Here is a 17,147-nt window from a genome sequence, read left to right on the forward strand (position 1 = left end):
CGTTGGAGATCTCCGGTCGTCACGTTCTCGTCGCCGGGGCCGGGGTCACCGGCAAGTCGGTCGTGCCCGTGCTGGTCGAGCTGGGCGCGCGCGTCACCGTCACCGATGGAAACGCCGAGCGCCTGGCCGAGCTGGCGGGGCTGGGCGCCGAGCTGGTCCCGGGCCTGACCGAGCCGCCTTCGGACGTCGTCCTCGTCGTCACCAGCCCCGGCTGGCGGCCGACGTCACCGCTGCTGGTCGCCGCCGCCGAGGCGGGGGTCGAGGTGATCGGCGACGTCGAGCTGGCCTGGCGAGTTGGTCAGCTTCGCGAGCACCCGCCGTCGTGGCTGGTGGTCACCGGCACCAACGGCAAGACGACCACCGTCGGCATGCTCGAGTCGATCCTCAAGTCGGCCGGCAGCAACGCCGTGGCCTGCGGGAACATCGGCTACGCGGCCCTCGACGCGGTCCGCGCGGGCTACGACGTGCTGGCCGTCGAGCTGTCGAGCTTCCAGCTGCACTGGTCCTCGACGCTGGCCCCGGACGCAGCCGTGGTGCTCAACCTGGCCGAGGACCACATCGACTGGCACGGCTCGATGCCCGAGTACGCGGCCGCGAAGGGGCGCGTCTACACCCGCGCCAAGGTCGCGGTGCACAACGCCGACGACGACTGGTCCACGCGCATCGCCGAGGCGCACGCGCCCGAGCGCGCCCGCCGCGTCGGCTTCCGGCTCGACACCCCGCGGGCCGGAGAGCTGGGGATCGTCGAAGACCTGCTGGTCGACCGTGCTTTCGTCGCCGACCCGGCCACCAGCGCCGAGGAGCTGGCCACCCTCTCCGACGTCCGCCCGGCGGGCCCGCACAACGTTTCGAACGCCCTGGCCGCGGCCGCGCTGGCCCGCGCCCACGGCGTCTCGCCGGAGGCCGTGCTGAAGGGGCTGCGCGAGTACCAGCCGGCCCCGCACCGGGCCGTCGAGGTGGCCGAGGTCGCCGGGGTCCGGTACGTCAACGACTCGAAGGCGACCAACCCGCACGCGGCCGCCGGGTCCCTGCGGGCGCACGAGTCGATCGTGTGGATCGCCGGGGGCCAGCTCAAGGGCGCCTCGGTCGACGAACTCGTGCGCAGCGTCGCCGGCCGCCTGCGCGGGGTCGTGCTCCTCGGCGTCGATTCACCCGTGATCGCCGCCGCGGTCGCGCGACACGCGCCGGATGTCCCGGTGAACAGCCTCCGTCCGGGTGACCATGAACCCATGACTGCGGCGGTGAGTGCGGCCAGCGCGATGGCCCGGCCAGGTGACGTGGTGCTGCTGGCACCCGCCGCGGCGTCGTTGGACATGTTCTCGAGCTACGGCGAGCGCGGCGACGCGTTCACCGCGGCCGTGCACGTCCTCCGCGACGACGCAGCGGGGGAGCCGAGTGCCGGTCACTGAGCCCAAGACGCCCCAGCCCCGGGAGACGCCGAAGCGGCCGCGCCGCGAGCGCAAGGAGAGCGGGTTCGTCGCCTTCCGGACGGCGCTCACCGCGTGGCTCTCGCGCCCGCTCGCGTCGTTCCACCTCGTGCTCGCCCTCACCGGCGTGCTCACCGTCATCGGTGCCGTCATGGTGCTGTCGGCGTCGTCGGTCGCGTCCTACGACCCGAAGACCGGCAGCGGGGTCTACTCGCTGTTCGTCAAGCACCTCGTGTTCGTCGCGATCGGCTCGGTCGTGTTCTGGCTGGGGCTGCGGGTCAAGCTGGAGCGGATCCGCGCGATGTCGGCCACCGCGACGGTCGTCTGCCTCGGCCTGCTCGTCCTCGTGCTCACCCCGCTCGGCACGACGGTCAACGGCTCGCAGGGCTGGTTCAAGCTCGGCGAGTTCACCTTCCAGCCGGTGGAGGCCGCGAAGGTCGCGCTGGCTTTCTGGGGCGCGCACATCCTGGTGATCAAGTACAACGTGATCCACCAGTGGCGGCACCTGCTGGTCCCGGTCGTGCCGATCGCGCTGCTGATGTTCGCCCTGGTCATGCTGCAACCGGACCTCGGCGGCACGGTCACCCTCGCCGTCGTGCTGCTGGCGCTGCTGTGGTTCGCCGGCGCCCCGAAACGGCTGTTCGGCGTGATCCTCGCGGGCGGGCTCGCCGGCGTGCTCGTGCTCGCCCTCATCGCGCCCTACCGGCTCGCCCGCGTCATGTCGTTCCTCTCGCCGGACGCCGACACCACCGCCGAGGGCTTCCAGGCCAACCAGGCCAAGCTGGCGCTCGCCGACGGTGGGTTCCTGGGCAAGGGGCTCGGCCAGGGCGCGTCCAACTGGGGCTACCTGCCGAACGTGCAGAACGACTTCATCTTCGCCCTGATCGGCGAGGAGCTCGGGCTGATCGGCTGCGTCGTCGTGCTCGCCCTGTTCGCCGCGGTCGCCGTCGTGGGCCTGCGGATCGCCACCCGCAACATCGACCCGTGGATCCGGATCGTCTCCGGCACGCTGACGGTGTTCCTGGTGGCGCAGGCCGGCATCAACATCGGCTACGTCGTCGGCCTGCTGCCGGTCACCGGCGTCACGCTGCCGCTGATCTCCTACGGCGGGACGTCGCTGGTGATCACCATGCTCATCATGGGGGTGCTCGCGAACGCCGCCCGGCACGAACCGGAGGCGGTGGCCGCGCTGCGCACCCAGGGGCCGGGTAAGTTCGGACGCCTGCTGCGGCTGCCCGCGCCCGATCCGTACCGCCCGCCCGCCACCCGCAAGGGGGCGGCGCGCACCGGGGCGAAGGCGGCCAGGCCCGCGCCCCGTGCGGCGCGGCCCGCCCCGGCGCAGGAACGACGCAGGTCGGTCCGCGAACCGGTGCGCCGCAGCGCGGCACGGACGAGCACGGCCACGTCTCGCGGCGGGGCCGCGCGGACAACAGCGAGCCGTGGTACCCGGAGTACCGCGAACCGGAGAGGTCATTGGTGAGTAAGCCCGTCAAGGGAGCCGAGCGAGCCGCCTCGGGCAGAGGGCCCGTGGTCGTGGTCGCCGGAGGTGGCACCGCAGGACACATCGAACCCGCCCTCGCCCTGGCCGACGCCGTCAAGCGGCTGCGCCCGGACGCGACGGTCGTCGCGCTGGGCACCGAGCGCGGCCTGGAGAACAAGCTCGTCCCGGCCCGCGGCTACGAGCTGGCGCTGATCCCGCCCGTGCCGCTGCCGCGCAAGCCGACGCCGGAGCTGCTGCGGCTGCCACTGAGGGTGCGCGACTCGGTCCGCAAGACCCGCGAGGTGCTGGACCGGGTCGGCGCGGACGTCGTCGTCGGCTTCGGCGGCTACGTCGCCCTGCCGGCCTACCTGGCCGCGCGCGGGCGCGTCCCGATCGTCGTCCACGAGGCCAATCAGTCGCCCGGCCTGGCGAACAAGGTGGGCGCGCGGTTCGCCGCGCGCGTCGCCGTCGCCGTTCCGGGCACTCCGCTGCCGAAGGCCGAAGTCGTCGGGATCCCGCTGCGGCGGTCGATCACGTCGCTCGACCGCGCCGCGCTGCGCGCCGAGGCCCGCGCGCACTTCGGGCTGGACCCGGACGCGCCGACGCTGCTCGTGTTCGGCGGGTCGCAGGGCGCGCAGTCGATCAACGCCGCGGTGTCCGGCGCGGCCAAGGACCTGGCCGACGCCGGGGTCGGCGTGCTGCACGCGCACGGCCCGAAGAACACGCTGGTCGTCCAGGAGTTCCCGGGCAAGCCGGCCTACGTGCCGGTGCCGTACCTGGAGCGGATGGACCTGGCCTACGCGGCGGCCGACGTCGCGATCTGCCGCTCGGGCGCGATGACCGTCGCCGAGGTGACCTCGGTCGGGCTGCCCGCGGTGTTCGTCCCGCTGCCCATCGGCAACGGCGAGCAGGCCACCAACGCCCGGCCGGCGGTCGACGCCGGGGCCGCGCTGATGGTCGACGACGCCGACTTGACCCCGGCCAAGGTCGCCGAGCTGGTGATCCCGCTGGTCACCGACGCGGACCGGGTCGCGAAGATGGGCGCGGCCGCGGTCGGCATGGGCCACCGCGAGGCCGACGAGACCCTCGCCCGCATCGTTTTGGAGGCCGCCGGTGCCTGAGTTGCCTGAAGAGCTGCGCCGGGCGCACCTGATCGGGATCGGCGGCGCCGGCATGTCCGGCATCGCCCGGATCCTGCTGGCGCGCGGGGCTTTCGTGTCGGGCTCGGACGCCAAGGAGTCGCGGGCGCTGCTGTCGTTGCGCGCGCAGGGTGCCGAGTTGTTCGTCGGCCAGAGCGCCGCGAACCTCTCGGCGCTGGCCGAGCCGCCGTCCGCCGTGGTCGTCTCGACGGCGATCAAGGAGACGAACCCCGAGCTGGTCGCGGCGCGCGCCGCCGGGATCCCGGTGCTGCACCGCGCGGAGGCGCTGGCCGGGCTGATGGCGGGCCACCGCGTCGCCTGCATCGCGGGCACGCACGGCAAGACGTCGACGACGTCGATGCTCACCGTGGCACTGCAGCACTGCCGGCTCGACCCGTCGTTCGCCATCGGCGGCGACCTCAACGAGTCCGGCGCCAACGCCCACCACGGCGAGGGCGGCATCTTCGTCGCCGAGGCCGACGAGAGCGACGGCTCGTTCCTGGCCTACTCGCCGTCGGTCGCGGTCGTGACGAACATCGAGCCGGACCACCTGGACCACCACGGCACGGCCGAGGCCTACACGAAGGTGTTCACCGAGTTCGTCGGCCGGATCGTGCCGGGCGGGTTGCTGATCGTCTGCGGTGACGACCCCGCGGCCGACGAGCTGGGCAAGCAGGCGTCGGAGCTGGGAGTGCGGGTCCGTCGCTACGGCCGCACGGTGACCGACTCCGGCGACGCACGCGTCCTGGACTACGCCCCGGCGCCGGACGGCGGCGTCGTGCAGCTCCTGCTGGACGGCTCGGAGCTGTCGGTGCGGGTCGCCGTGCCCGGTGAGCACATGGCGTTGAACGCCGTCGCGGCGCTGCTCGCCGGGATCGAGCTGGGCGCGCCCGCGGCCGACCTGGCGGACGGGCTCGCGGCGTTCGGCGGCGTGCGGCGCCGGTTCGAGTTCAAGGGCCGGGCCGGCGACGTCCGCGTCTACGACGACTACGCCCACCACCCGACCGAGGTGTCCGCGCAGCTGCGCGCGGTGCGGACGGCGGCCGGGTCCGGGCGGGTGATCGTGGTGTTCCAGCCGCACCTGTACTCGCGGACCAAGACGTTCTCGGCGGAGTTCGCCGACGCGCTGTCGCACGCCGACGAGGTCGTCGTGCTGGACGTCTACGGCGCGCGCGAGGAACCGGAGCCGGGCGTGACGGGCGCGCTGATCGCCGACGCGGTGACCGTGCCGGTGCACTACCAGCCCGCGTTCGACGTCGCCGCCGGCCTGGTGGCGGGCCTCGCGCGCCCGGGCGACCTCGTCGTCACCATGGGCGCCGGGGACGTGACGCAGCTGGGGCCGGAGATCCTCGCCGAGCTGGACAAGCGCTGAGCCGATGAGTCCGACCAGGGAACGCCGCCGTCCGTCCGAAGAGGACGAACGGGAGCGCGCTGCCCTGGCGCGGGAACGCCGCCGTCCGTCCGAAGAGGACGAACGGGAGCGCGCTGCCCTGGCGCGGGAACGCCGGGGGCGGCGGTCGGAAGAAGAACGCCGCCGCACCCGCGCGGCCACGCGCCCCACGCCGCGCACCCGGCCCCACCGGCGGGTCGAGATCCGCCGCCGGTGGGTGGCGCTGCTCTCGGTGCTGACCGTGATCGCCTTGGTGTACCTGCTGTTCTTCAGCTCGATGCTCGGGGCGAAGGACGTCTCGGTCAGCGGCTCGCGCACGGTGTCCGCCGACCAGATCCGCGCGGTGGCGGCGGTGCCGCTGGACAAGCCAATGCTGCGGCTGAGCACCGACGACATCCGCGACCGGGTGGCCGCGATGCCGGGCATCGCGACGGTCGAGGTCTCGCGGTCGTGGCCGAACACGGTCGAGATCACGGTGACCGAGCGGACGGCGATCGCGTTCTTCGACAGCGGCCCGGGCGGCGACGGCGTCCACCTCGTCGACGGCGGCGGCGTGGTGTTCAAGACGGTGCCTGCGCGGCCTGCGGGGTTGCCGGAACTCAAGCTGCCGAAGGTGTCGGCGGACGACCCGGTGACGCGCGCGGTGACGGCGGTGCTCGGGGTGATCCCGGAGCAGCTGCTGAAGCAGGTCACGACGGCCACGGCGAAGACCCCGGCGAGCGTCGAGTTCACGCTGTCGAGCGGGAAGATCGTCCGCTGGGGAACGGCGGAGCAGACCGACCGCAAGGCCAAGGTCCTGGCGGCCCTGCTCACCCAGGACGGCAAGGTCTACGACGTCGCGGCGCCCGAGCTGCCGACCATCACTTCCTGACTTTCTGTAATTCGCGTGCCCTCGGCTTCTCGTATGGCGTACGATCTCGTACGGCATACGAGAACGAGGAGGGTGTCATGACGATCCTGGTGACGGGCGCGACCGGCAGCGTGGGACGGCTGGTGGTCGACGAACTGCTGGCGGCGGGAGTCTCGGTGCGGGCGCTGACCGTGGATCCCGCGCGGGCCGCACTGCCCGCGGAGGCCGAGGTGGTCGTCGGGTCGCTGGCCCGGCCGTCGACGCTGCCGCTCGAGGGGGTCGACGCCGTGTACCTGGCGCCGATGGCGCGGACCGTCCGGCGGTTCTGCGAGCGGGCGATCGACGCGGGGATCAAGCGCGTCGTCGCGTTGTCGGGCAGCAGTGTCGGCGACGATCACGAGGGGTCCAGCGGCAACGAGTACGGCGCCGTCGAGGCCGCCGTGCGGGAAGCCGGCTTCGCGTGGACGTTCCTGCGGCCCGGCGTGTTCATGAACAACACGCTCGACTGGGCGGGCATGGTCCGCGCGGGAGAGGTCACGGTGGCCTACGGCGATGCGACGCAGACCCCGATCGACCTCGGCGACATCGCCGCGGTGGCCGCCCGCGTGCTGACCACCGAAGGCCACGTCGGCCAGACCTATGTCCTCAGTGGACCGGAGGCGATCAGCCTGCGCGGGCAGGTCGCGACACTGGAATCCGTGCTGGGTAAGGAGATCCGGTTCCGCGAGCTGACCCGGGCGGAGCAGCGCGCCCAGTGGGTCGGCTACGGCGTCCCGGAGCCGGTCGTCGACTGGCTGCTGGACGGCTTCGAGGAGACGCTGCGGCACCCGCAGGTGCCGACCGGCGTCGTCGAGGAGCTGCTGGGCCGTCCGGGCACGACGTACGCTTCGTGGGTGGCCGCGCGCCGGGACGTCTTCGCCTAGACCTCGGTGCGCGTCATCCCGGCCAGGCCGAGCAGCGGGAGCACGCCGGCGAACACGACGACCGCCGTCCAGCCGCCCAGGTGGTAGGCGATCGAGCCCGCCTGGGAGCCGATCGCGCCGCCGATGAAGAACGTGCCCAGGTAGACGCTGTTGACCCGGGCACGGGCCGACGGGTCGAGCTGGTAGATCACGTGCTGACCGGTCACCAGCGTCGCCTGGACGGCCGAGTCGATCGCGATCGCGGCGATCGCCAGCATGATGACGCTGTGCGCGCCGAAGCCGGCGAGCGCGAAGGCCGCCGCGCAGAGGACGAACGCGCCCGCGGTGAGCCGCCGGCCGTGGCCGTGATCCGACCACCGCCCGGCCAGCGGCGCCACCGCGGCGCCCGCCGCTCCGGCCAGCGCGAACAGGCCGACGCCGAGCTGGCTGTAATTGAACGGCGGCGCGGTGAGCACGAACGCGATCGTCGTCCAGAACGCGCTGAACGCCCCGAACATCGCCGACTGGTACAGCGCGCGGTGACGCAGCGCGGGGTGCTTCTTCGCCATGGCCAGCGTCGAGCGCAGCAACTGTCCATAGTGGACGTCGGTCTTGGGTGCCCGGCGCGGCAGGATGAACCGCAGCACGACGGCGAGCGCGGCCATCAGGGCCGCCGAGATCAGGAACACCACGCGCCAGCCGGTCACCTCGGCCAGCAGGCTGGCGACGACGCGGGAGAGCAGGATGCCGAACAGCAGCCCGCTCACGACGCGCCCGACGATCCGGCCGCGGATGGCGTCGGGGGAGATGTCGGCGGCGAACGGGACGAGGATCTGCACGACGACCGACGCCGCCCCGACGACGAGCGAGGCGATGAGCAGCACGGCGAACCCGGGCGCGACCCCGGTGACGACGAGGCCGGCGCACGCGACCGCGAGCAGCGTCGCGACGAGGCCGCGGTTCTCGAGGCGGTCACCGAGCGGGACGAGCAGCAGCATCCCAGCGGCGTAGCCGATCTGGGTGGCGGTGACGACCCCGCCGGCGGCGGCTTCGCCGACTCCGAAGGTGTGCCGCAGCTCGGCGAGCAGCGGCTGGGCGTAGTAGAGGTTGGCGACGGTCAGTCCACAGGAGACGGCCAGCAGCAGCACCAGCCACCCGGGCGGCGCTTTCTGCTCGGTCTCGGTCATGCGTGCCCCCAGCGTCGTGGAACCGGTTTGATCGGTTCCGACGGTACCAGTCAAACCGGTTCCCGAGTACTGTGACCCGTATGACGGACCGATTCCGCGCAGGCGCGGGCAGGCTGTGCCTCGACTTCGTCCGGACGCTGCGCTACCGCGGGACACCGGAGGAGCGGGAGGAGCTGCCCGACGCGGCGGCGTGGGGAGCGTGGATCGACCAGCTGGGCCCGTTCGCGGCCCCGGTTCACCCGGCTTCGGCGGCGGACGCGCAGGTGCTGCGGGAGGCGATTTACGAGCTGCTCACCGGTGAAGTGCGGGAGCCGGTGCGCCGGCGGTTGAACCGGTTCGCGGCGCTGCCGGTGCCCGCACCCTCGCTGACGACCGCGGGCGAACTTCGCTGGCAGGCGGCGGATCCCGCGGAGGCGATGCTGGCACTGTTGGCGAGGGACGCGCTGGAGCTGGTGACGTCCCCGGAGTCGGGACGAGTACGCCGCTGCGCGGGCGAGCGGTGCGGCGCGCTGTTCCTGGACACGTCGAGGCCGGGCACGCGGCGGTGGTGCTCGATGGAGATCTGCGGGAACCAGGCGAAGAAGTCGACTTATCGAGCCAAGGTTTCGGTCTCCTGACGCAGGGTTATGCGAACACGCGACTGAACGCTGAGTGACCTTGATCGCACCCAGCGTGCTGGCTACCGTGATCGCCATGAAGCTCATGAAGATCGCCGGTGACTGCAAAAGCGATGATTGCCCGGCTGTCCACCTCACCGACCGCGGGTCACTTTTCATCGTCGGCGCTATCGTAGGTGCGGACGATCGGCCTGCCGTGGGACCCGGGGAACAGGTGGTCGAGGTGTCGATCGGCCTGGTCAGGGAGGCGCTGCATGCTCTTGGATCTTGACCGGTGGCGCGAGATCTTCCGCGGTTTCTCGAAGTCGGCCTTCCGGCTGGAGACGCACCAGGTCTACACCATGCCGGACGAGCGCGAGGACTTCGAACGGTTCCTCGCGGGTCTGCCCGCCCGGCCTGACGACAACCATGAATGGCACGAGCGAGTTCGCGGGTACGTCGCAGCGGGCAAAACGATTCAGCGGGCGAAGGTCATTCGACGGCCCCTGACCGACTACAACCGGTATCTCCTCGCCGAGGGCATTCCCGATAACGTCAAAGCGGGCGAAGACTACCGGATCATCGACGTCGATGACGAGGACACCGGTCTCCCCGATCAGGACTTCTGGCTGTTCGATGAACGTGTCGTGGTTCACCTCGACTACGAGTCCGACGGCACCCAGTGCGGCCGTCAACTGGTCGACAAGCCGGATCTCGCGAAGTACCTGCGCTGGCGTGATCTCGCCGTGCAACTGGGGGTTCCGTTCGACGAGTGGCATGCTGGACCCTGATCAGGAGCAGGACAAGCGCAAGTCCCTCGCCTCAGTACTCCGCGAATTGCGCACAGCGGCCGGGCTCTCCGGGGAGAGGCTGGCCCTCCGATGTGCCATGAGCCAGGCGAAGATCAGCCGGACCGAAACGGGGAAGACCCTTCCGACCGTGGTTGATGTGGAGCGCATCCTCCGGGCGCTCGAGATCAGCCGGGCCGAGGCGGAGCCGGTGCTCGCCTTGGCGCGATTGGCCGCCGTCGGGTACGCGTCGCGCCGGACCTCCGCCAGGCTCGGTTTTTGGCAGAAGCAGAACGACCTGCGAGCCATGGAACGGGACTCCAGGATCATGCGTCATTTCCTGCCGAGCGTCCCGACCGGGCTTCTGCAGACCTCCGATTACGCTCGTGTCGTTCTCGCTCCGACGGTGGCCGGCGAACCCGCCGGTGACATCGACCGGATCATCGAAGGCCGGTCGGTCCGCCGGCAATTGCTGCTGGATTCGTCCCGCCAGTTCTCTTTCGTGCTGACCGAGAGCGCAGTCACCTGGCGGGCTGGCAGTCTTGCGCAAGGACACGGTCATCCCCGACGTGCCGATGAACGTGTTCGTCGTCTACGACGAGCGCCTGGTCACCGTGGAACTCTTCTCCGGAGAGGTCGTGCTCCGCGACCCTCGCGATGTCGCTTACCACCTCGAACTCTTCGAATTCTTCAAGAACCGAGCTGTGCGCGGCGAAGCCGCCACCCAGTTGCTGCGGATGATCGCGCGCGAGTTCTTGCGCGAAGGCGAATAGTACTCGCCATTGCCGGAGCGCAATTCTACGGTGGCGCTATGGAAAACCTCACTCGCACCTGTGGCAACTGCAAGTGAAGGGCTGCGATGGCACCGGCACGATCACCATTGTCGAAGACCGACCCGTTGTTGCGCCCTGGTCTCGTCCCCGACGATTTCCACTTCGGTGCCAGAACGCAGACCTTCTACCGCGCCCCGTATCCGACGGAAGGACCGGTGGAAACCACGGACGCATCAGGCCGTCGGCTGTGGATGTACATGTACGCGCACTTCGTGTTCTGCTGGGCCGAAGGTGCCTCGCAGGTCCACGTCAGCCATGGAACGCTCGCCGGACCGAAGATGACCCTGTGGACCGACGTGCGCATCGCCGGATGCTGGTCCGGCACCGCCTTGGCGGAGTTCGGCCGCGCCTGGGTGACGGAACACCTGGCGAAGTTCGCCCGGTGAACGGCCCCCTCGGCGAATCCGAGGGGGCCGCGCTTGAATCCGAGCTCAGCTGAGCGCCGCGTCCAGGGTGATCGTCGTCCCCGCCAGCGCCTTCGACACCAGGCACATCGCCTTCGCCGTCAGAACTGTCGGACCCCTCTGGCAGAGTCCCGGCCATGACCGAACGACCGCAGCGCCCGAAGGTCCCGCTCACCGGCAGCGAGCGCGAGATCCTCACCAGCCTGCTCGACTACCACCGCGCGACGGTCGCCTGGAAGGGCGGCGGGCTCACCGAGGACCAGGCCCGGCGAGTCCACCTGCCCAGCGAGCTGACCACCGTCGCCGGGCTGATCGCCCACCTCACGCTCAACGAGTGGTTCTGGTTCGCCGTGGTCGTCGACGGCGAAGAGGACACCTGGGAGGCGAAGCTCGAGCAGGACCCGGATGCGGAGTTCCGGGTCCCGGCGGACACCAAGCTCGAAACCCTCCTGGCGGACTACGAAAAGCACTGCGCCCGCAGCCGCGAAATCGTCGCGAAGCACGGCCTGGACGACGAAGTCACGCACAAGGAGGAGACGTTCAACGTCCGCTGGGTCGTCACGCACATGATCGAGGAGACGGCCCGGCACGTCGGCCACCTCGACGTCCTGCGCGAGCTGACCGACGGTGTCACCGGGGACTGACCTTCTTGGGCGGCAACGGGAAGAAGCCGCTGGTCCGCTCGACGTAGTGGGCGTATGCCGGGCGGGTGCGAGCCATTCCCTTCTCCAGCATGGGTTTCCCCGTCCCGCGGGCCAGCGTGAAGGTCATCGCGACGGGGGAGAGGATGGTCGCCGCGCCCGGCCACGTCGAGCAGGCCAGCAGGTAGAGGCCCCACCACACGCACGCGTCGCCGAAGTAGTTCGGGTGGCGCGTGTAGCGCCACAACCCCGTGTCGAGGACCTTGCCCTTGTTCGAGGGATCGGCCTTGAACCGGCGCAGCTGGTCGTCGCCGACCGTCTCGAACGCGAACCCTATCAGCCACACCACCACGCCGAGCCAGCCGAGCACGCCGAACCCGGTGCCGTACATCGCGAACTGCACCGGCAGCGAGACGAAGTACAGCACCAGACCCTGGAACAGGTACACGCGGACGAAGATCCGGAGCGGCTCCTGCCGCATCCGCGCGTACCGCGGGTCCTCCGGCAGCTTGTGGTTGCGCAGGTGGAGGTGCAGGGAAAGCCGTCCGCCCCACACCACGGTCAGCGCTGTCACCACCAGCCGCAGGGAAAGGGGGCCGTCGCCGAAGGGGAACGCGGCGAGCGCGACGATCGCGAAGCCGAGCCCCCAGAACGTGTCGACCGTGTCGTAGCGCTTGCGCGCCCGCGCGATCCCGAAGGTCACCACGACCGCCACCACCGTGACGCCGGCGGTGACCAGCAGCGTTCCGCCGAGGGTCATCAGTTCCACTCCCGCGTCGCCGGCAGGCCGCTGCGACCGTGCTCGTCGGGCCGCACGCTCAGGATCTGGTCCACGCCCATCCGGTTCTCCTCGAACGCCAGTGCCCCACCGGCCAGGTAGAGCCGCCAGACCCGCGCGCCCGGCTCGCCGATCAGCGCGACGACGTCGGCCCAGTTCCGCTCCAGGGTGTCGGCCCAGGCGCGCACCGTCCAGACGTAGTGCTCGCGCATCGCGTGCACGTCCCGGACTTCGAGACCGGCGTTTTCGAGGTGCTCGACCGTCCGGCCCACCGGGCGCATCGTCATGTCCGGGGCGATGTACCGCTCGATGAACGCGCCGCCGCCGGGGGCGACGTTCCCGCGGGATATCTGTTGGATCAACACCCGGCCGCCGGGCTTCACCATGCGCCGCAGCGTCGCCGCGTACGCCGGGTAGTTGATCTCGCCGACGTGCTCGCCCATCTCGATCGACGCCACCGCGTCGAACGGCGTGTCCGGCAGCTCCCGGTAGTCCTGCCGCCGGACTTCGACGCGGTCTTCGAGGTCGTGCTGGGCGAGCCGGCCGCGGATGTGCTGCAGCTGCTCGGCCGAGAGCGTGATGCCGACGGCGTGCACGCCGTGGTGCTTGGCCGCGTGGACCAGCAGCGAGCCCCAGCCGCAGCCGACGTCGAGCAGCCGCATGCCGGGCCGCAGCCCCAGCTTGCGGCAGATCAGCTCCAGCTTGTCGTGCTGTGCCTGCTCGAGGCTCTGCGACTCGGAGGTGAAGTACGCGCTGGAGTAGGCCATCGAGTCGTCGAGCAGCAGCTGGTAGAAGGCGTTGCCGAGGTCGTAGTGGTGGGCGATGGCGGACTTGTCGCGCAGCAGGCTGTGCAGCTTGCCCGACAGGCGGGCCTCTTCGACCGGCGGCTTCGGCGGCGGTCCGACCACCCCGAGCCGGGCGGCGAGGCGGACGGCCTCCACCCACTCGCGCGGGCCGATCTTCACCCGAGTCAGGTCCCCCGTGCGGGTGAGGGCCCAGATCCGGCGGAAGCCGTCCGTCAGGTCTCCCTCGACGTCGAGGTCACCGGTCACGTAGGCGCGGGCGAGCCCCAGCTCGCCCGGCGCGTAGAGCAGGCGGCGCAGGGCACGGCGGTTGCGGAGCACCACCGTGGGCGCGTCCACTGGGCCGGCGCGGGTTCCGTCCCAGGTCCGCAGGCCGACGGGGAGCTGCCCGCCGAGGAGCTTCCCGGCGAACGAGGCGAGGCGGTGCGCGGTGCTGTTCGGCATGTCCGGGATTCGCTCCGCCCCGCGCGGTGGATTGGTGCCGCGGCCGGCCAATCCGCTCCCGGTGCGGCGGCGAAGTACCGGTGTGGAGATCACGGGAGAACGCATCGCCGTCATCGGCAGCGGGGTGGCCGGGCTGACGGCGGCCTACCTGCTGCAACGCCAGTACGAGGTGCTGCTCTTCGAGGCGGACGATCGCCTGGGCGGGCACGCGCACACGCACGACGTCCCGAGCGCGCACGGCGGGACCGTCGGCGTCGACTCCGGCTTCATCGTCCACAACGAGCGCACCTACCCGACGCTGCTGCGGCTGTTCGGCGAACTCGGCGTGCGCACGCGCGACACGGAGATGTCGATGAGCATCCGGTGCGACGGCTGCGGCCTGCAGTACGCCGGCGCCAAGGGACTGCCCGGGCTCTTCGCCCAGCGCGGCAACCTCGCGCGGCCCCGCTACCTGCGGATGCTGGCCGAGGTGAAGAAGTTCCACCGGCACGCGAAGCGGTTGCTGACGGCGAAGGACGCCGGCGACGTCACGCTCGGCGCGTTCCTGGTCATCGGCGGCTACAGCCGCTACTTCACCGACCACTTCATGCTGCCCCTGGTCTCGACGGTCTGGTCGGCCGACCGCAGCGACACCCTCCGCTACCCGGCGCGGTACCTGTTCGAGTTCCTCCGCAACCACGGCATGCTCTCGGTGAAGAACTCGCCGGCGTGGCGGACCGTCGTCGGCGGGTCCCGCGAATACGTCGAACGCGCGGCCAAGCAGCTGACGGCAGTGCACCTGTCGACGCCGGTGCGCTCGGTGCTGCGGACCGCGCGGGGCGTCGAGGTCCGCGACGACGCCGACACGCCGCACCGGGTCGACCGGGTCGTCGTCGCCACGCACGCCGACCAGGCGCTGGCCCTGCTGGCGAACCCGACACGCGCCGAGCGCGCGGTGCTCGGCGCGTTCCGCTACTCGGAGAACGAGGCCTGGCTGCACACCGACACGAGCGTGCTGCCGTCGCTGGCCGACGCCCGCGCGGGCTGGAACTACCGCGCCCCGGTCTGCGGCGCGCCGACCGGCGCGGTCCAGGTCAGCTACGACATGAACCGCCTGATGAGCCTCGACGAGCCGACCGGCTACGTCGTCACGCTCAACCCGGGCGACGGTCCCGAAAAGGCGCAGCTCGTCGCGCGGATGCGCTACGAGCACCCCGTCTACACCCCGGAATCCGTTGCGGCGCAACCAAGGCTGCCCGAGCTGAACGACGGCGTGCTCGCCTACGCCGGCGCGTACCACGGCTGGGGCTTCCACGAGGACGGCTGCTCTTCGGGCGCCCGCGCCGCCGAAAGCTTCGGAGTGGATTGGTGACGAACGCGCTCTACGACGCCACGGTCGCGCACGTGCGGCGGATCGATCCGCCGCACTCCTTCGCGCACCGCGTGTACCTGTGGCTGGTGGACCTCGACGCGCCGCCGCGGCTGCCGTGGTGGCTGCGGCCGTTCGCGCGGTTCGACCGCCGCGACCACTTCGTCGCGAGCGACCCGCGCGGGATCCGGGAGAAGCTGGACGCGTGGCTCGCCGAGCGCGACGTCGACCTGCGGGGCGGCAAGGTCGTCATGCTGGCCGCCGCGCGCGTGCTCGGGTACGTGTTCAACCCGATCAGCATCTACTGGTGCCACGACCCGGAAGGCCGGCTCGCGTGCGTCGTCGCCGAGGTGCACAACACCTACGGCGGCCGGCACGCCTACCTGCTGCGTCCCGACGAAGCCGGTCTGGCCCGCGCGGCCAAGGAGTTCTACGTCTCGCCGTTCCAGGAGATGGACGGCGAGTACCGGATGCGGCTGCCCCACCCGGAAGCGTTGCTCGACCTCACCGTCGCGTTGCGCCGCGGGAACTCGACGCCGCTGGTCGCTACGCTGCGAGGGGTTCGCCGCCCGGTGAACCCGCGGTGGCTGGCCCGGCTCGTGCTGGCCCGGCCGCTGCTCCCGCAGCGGGTGTCCGCGCTGATCCGCCGCCACGGCGTCGCGTTGTGGCTGCGGAAGGCCGCGGTCGTGCCGCGCACCCCGCAGAACGCCGGAGGACAGCTGCATGGATGAGCCGGCTCGCCCGCGCCGCATGGCGCCGGTACCCGCCGAAGTCCCGGCCGGGCCGACGGCCGAGGAGCTCATGGTGCGCGTCGCGAAGGGCGACGAGCGGGCGTTCGAGCTGCTCTACGACCAGCTCGCCGGGCCGATCTTCGGGCTGGTGCGGCGGATCGTGCGGGACACGGCCCAGTCCGAAGAGGTCGCCCAGGAGGTGCTCGTCGAGCTCTGGCGCACCGCGACGCGGTACGCGCCGGACAAGGGCTCGGCGCTGAACTGGGCGATGACCCTGGCGCACCGCCGTGCGGTCGACCGCGTCCGCTCGGCGCGCGCCAGCACCGAGCGGGAGCAGAAGGCGACCTTCGAAGCCGCCCGCGGCCGGCCGTTCGACGAGGTCGCCGAGTCCGTCACCGCGCGCCTCGAACGCTCCCAGGTGCGCCGGTGCCTGTCCTTCCTGACCGAGCTGCAGCGCGAATCCGTGCTGCTCGCCTACTACCAGGGCTATACGTATCGCGAGGTGGCCGAAGTGCTGTCGACGCCGCAGGGAACCATCAAGACGCGGCTGCGGGACGGGCTGATCCGCCTGCGGGACTGCCTGGGGGTGACCGCGTGAGCACGCCCGAGATGCACACCCTCGCCGGCGCCTTCGCCCTCGACGCCGTCTCCGACGTCGAGCGCGCGGAGTTCGCCCGCCACCTCGAGCAGTGCGAGTCCTGCGCGCAGGAGGTCGCCGAGCTGCGCGCGACCGCGGCGCGGCTCGGCGCGGCGATGGCCGAGGAGCCGCCGCCGGAGTTCAAGGACCGCGTCCTGGCCGCCATGCACGCCACCCGCCAGCTGCCGCCGCGGACCCGGCCCGGCTCGCCCGACCGGCACCGCCGTTCGGCGCGCGCCCCGCGCTGGGCGGTCGTCGTGGCGGCCGCGGCCGCCGTCGTCGGGCTCGCCGCGGGCGGCGTGTTCGGCGGGATCGCGCTGACCCAGCAGCGGGAGCTGCAGAGCGCGCAGACCCAGCTGGACCAGGCGAAGGACCGCTACGCGCCGGTGGCGGCGCTGCTCGCCGCGCCGGACGCGAAGACCGCCCACGGCGAGGCGCCCGGCGGCGGTGGCGTGACGGTCGTCCTGTCGAAGTCGCTGAACCGCGTGCTGGTGATGGACGCCGGGCTGCCGGCCCAGCCCGGCGGGAAGGTGTACGAGGCCTGGCTGCTCACCGGCGGGGACGCGCCGCGCCCGGCCGGGGTGATCGCCTCGGCGGCCGACGGCGGCCTGGTCGTGGCCGACGGCGCCGGGAACGCCGACAAGCTCGCGGTGAGCGTCGAACCGGCCGGTGGATCGCCCAGCGGGACGCCCACCGACGTGCTCATGAGCATGCCCGTACCGGCCTGATCGCCGCGCCATAGCAGACCGGGCCGGAGCGGTGCTCGCGG

Annotated in this window: 19 protein-coding genes and 1 pseudogene; 17 read left to right on the plus strand and 3 right to left on the minus strand. The window is 71.7% G+C overall.

The window, feature by feature from the left end; translation table 11 throughout:
- Nucleotides 1–2: 2 nt before the first annotated feature.
- The 6 genes from murD to OG738_RS25925 all read left to right on the plus strand — a co-directional run bounded on the left by murD (nt 3) and on the right by OG738_RS25925 (nt 7,209).
- Nucleotides 3–1,409: a UDP-N-acetylmuramoyl-L-alanine--D-glutamate ligase gene (gene murD / locus OG738_RS25900; protein WP_329044738.1), complete on the plus strand. Its 1,407-nt coding sequence runs from the start codon at nt 3–5 to the stop codon at nt 1,407–1,409.
- Nucleotides 1,396–2,907 carry a putative lipid II flippase FtsW gene (gene ftsW / locus OG738_RS25905; RefSeq protein ID WP_329044740.1) on the plus strand — a complete coding sequence of 504 codons (1,512 nt, stop codon included), beginning with the start codon at nt 1,396–1,398 and terminating at the stop codon, nt 2,905–2,907. Before murD ends, ftsW begins: the two co-directional genes overlap by 14 nt.
- The gene (gene murG / locus OG738_RS25910) at nt 2,904–4,028 is read left to right on the plus strand and encodes an undecaprenyldiphospho-muramoylpentapeptide beta-N-acetylglucosaminyltransferase (RefSeq protein WP_329044743.1); all 1,125 of its coding nucleotides are present in this window, start codon (nt 2,904–2,906) and stop codon (nt 4,026–4,028) included. The genes ftsW and murG overlap by 4 nt, the downstream gene beginning before the upstream one ends.
- Nucleotides 4,021–5,418 carry a UDP-N-acetylmuramate--L-alanine ligase gene (murC, locus tag OG738_RS25915; protein ID WP_329044745.1) on the plus strand — a complete coding sequence of 466 codons (1,398 nt, stop codon included), beginning with the start codon at nt 4,021–4,023 and terminating at the stop codon, nt 5,416–5,418. The genes murG and murC overlap by 8 nt, the downstream gene beginning before the upstream one ends.
- A 4-nt stretch (nt 5,419–5,422) precedes the next feature.
- Nucleotides 5,423–6,307, plus strand: coding sequence for a cell division protein FtsQ/DivIB (locus OG738_RS25920; protein ID WP_329044747.1), 885 nt, complete (start codon nt 5,423–5,425; stop codon nt 6,305–6,307).
- A gap of 77 nt (nt 6,308–6,384) precedes the next feature.
- Nucleotides 6,385–7,209: an NAD(P)H-binding protein gene (locus tag OG738_RS25925; protein WP_329044750.1), complete on the plus strand. Its 825-nt coding sequence runs from the start codon at nt 6,385–6,387 to the stop codon at nt 7,207–7,209.
- Here the strand turns inward: OG738_RS25925 and OG738_RS25930 are convergent.
- Nucleotides 7,206–8,375: an MFS transporter gene (locus OG738_RS25930; RefSeq protein ID WP_329044752.1), complete on the minus strand. Its 1,170-nt coding sequence runs from the start codon at nt 8,373–8,375 to the stop codon at nt 7,206–7,208. The two genes, OG738_RS25925 and OG738_RS25930, sit on opposite strands and share 4 nt — an antisense overlap.
- An 80-nt stretch (nt 8,376–8,455) precedes the next feature.
- On the opposite strand from OG738_RS25930, the gene OG738_RS25935 reads away from it, so the two are divergent.
- From OG738_RS25935 to OG738_RS25965, 7 genes and pseudogenes are all read left to right on the plus strand, one after another.
- Nucleotides 8,456–8,992, plus strand: coding sequence for a CGNR zinc finger domain-containing protein (locus OG738_RS25935; RefSeq protein ID WP_329044754.1), 537 nt, complete (start codon nt 8,456–8,458; stop codon nt 8,990–8,992).
- 76 nt (nt 8,993–9,068) lie between these two features.
- Entirely contained in the window at nt 9,069–9,263 is a 195-nt protein-coding gene (locus OG738_RS25940) for a hypothetical protein (RefSeq protein ID WP_329044757.1), read from the plus strand.
- The gene (locus tag OG738_RS25945) at nt 9,247–9,762 is read left to right on the plus strand and encodes a DUF6879 family protein (protein WP_329044758.1); all 516 of its coding nucleotides are present in this window, start codon (nt 9,247–9,249) and stop codon (nt 9,760–9,762) included. Before OG738_RS25940 ends, OG738_RS25945 begins: the two co-directional genes overlap by 17 nt.
- Nucleotides 9,749–10,240 (plus strand): annotated as a pseudogene (locus OG738_RS25950) (Scr1 family TA system antitoxin-like transcriptional regulator); the annotation flags it as partial. The gene OG738_RS25945 and the pseudogene OG738_RS25950, both read left to right, overlap by 14 nt.
- 61 nt (nt 10,241–10,301) lie before the next feature.
- Entirely contained in the window at nt 10,302–10,532 is a 231-nt protein-coding gene (locus OG738_RS25955) for a hypothetical protein (RefSeq protein ID WP_329057070.1), read from the plus strand.
- Nucleotides 10,533–10,639: 107 nt separating this feature from the next.
- Complete coding sequence (locus OG738_RS25960) at nt 10,640–10,978, plus strand: hypothetical protein (protein ID WP_329044760.1); 339 nt, start codon at nt 10,640–10,642, stop codon at nt 10,976–10,978.
- A gap of 155 nt (nt 10,979–11,133) precedes the next feature.
- Nucleotides 11,134–11,640, plus strand: a complete 507-nt coding sequence (locus tag OG738_RS25965) for a DinB family protein (RefSeq protein ID WP_329044762.1) — start codon at nt 11,134–11,136, stop codon at nt 11,638–11,640.
- On the opposite strand, the gene OG738_RS25970 is transcribed toward OG738_RS25965, so the two are convergent.
- Both OG738_RS25970 and OG738_RS25975 read right to left on the minus strand, forming a co-directional pair.
- Nucleotides 11,627–12,397, minus strand: coding sequence for a DUF1295 domain-containing protein (locus OG738_RS25970; RefSeq protein ID WP_329044763.1), 771 nt, complete (start codon nt 12,395–12,397; stop codon nt 11,627–11,629). The two genes, OG738_RS25965 and OG738_RS25970, sit on opposite strands and share 14 nt — an antisense overlap.
- The gene (locus OG738_RS25975; RefSeq protein WP_329044765.1) at nt 12,397–13,662 is read right to left on the minus strand and encodes a cyclopropane-fatty-acyl-phospholipid synthase family protein; all 1,266 of its coding nucleotides are present in this window, start codon (nt 13,660–13,662) and stop codon (nt 12,397–12,399) included. The genes OG738_RS25970 and OG738_RS25975 overlap by 1 nt, the downstream gene beginning before the upstream one ends.
- 82 nt (nt 13,663–13,744) lie before the next feature.
- On the opposite strand from OG738_RS25975, the gene OG738_RS25980 reads away from it, so the two are divergent.
- From OG738_RS25980 to OG738_RS25995, 4 genes are read left to right on the plus strand one after another with little or no spacing between them, the layout of a single operon-like run.
- Nucleotides 13,745–15,013: an NAD(P)/FAD-dependent oxidoreductase gene (locus tag OG738_RS25980; protein WP_329044768.1), complete on the plus strand. Its 1,269-nt coding sequence runs from the start codon at nt 13,745–13,747 to the stop codon at nt 15,011–15,013.
- Nucleotides 15,007–15,741, plus strand: coding sequence for a DUF1365 domain-containing protein (locus OG738_RS25985; RefSeq protein ID WP_329044770.1), 735 nt, complete (start codon nt 15,007–15,009; stop codon nt 15,739–15,741). Before OG738_RS25980 ends, OG738_RS25985 begins: the two co-directional genes overlap by 7 nt.
- Nucleotides 15,734–16,339: an ECF RNA polymerase sigma factor SigK gene (gene sigK / locus OG738_RS25990; protein WP_329044771.1), complete on the plus strand. Its 606-nt coding sequence runs from the start codon at nt 15,734–15,736 to the stop codon at nt 16,337–16,339. Before OG738_RS25985 ends, sigK begins: the two co-directional genes overlap by 8 nt.
- Nucleotides 16,336–17,106, plus strand: coding sequence for an anti-sigma factor (locus OG738_RS25995; protein WP_442875809.1), 771 nt, complete (start codon nt 16,336–16,338; stop codon nt 17,104–17,106). The genes sigK and OG738_RS25995 overlap by 4 nt, the downstream gene beginning before the upstream one ends.
- Nucleotides 17,107–17,147 lie beyond the last annotated feature (41 nt).

Source organism: Amycolatopsis sp. NBC_01488, from assembly GCF_036227105.1.
In the GTDB taxonomy this organism is placed as follows: domain Bacteria; phylum Actinomycetota; class Actinomycetes; order Mycobacteriales; family Pseudonocardiaceae; genus Amycolatopsis.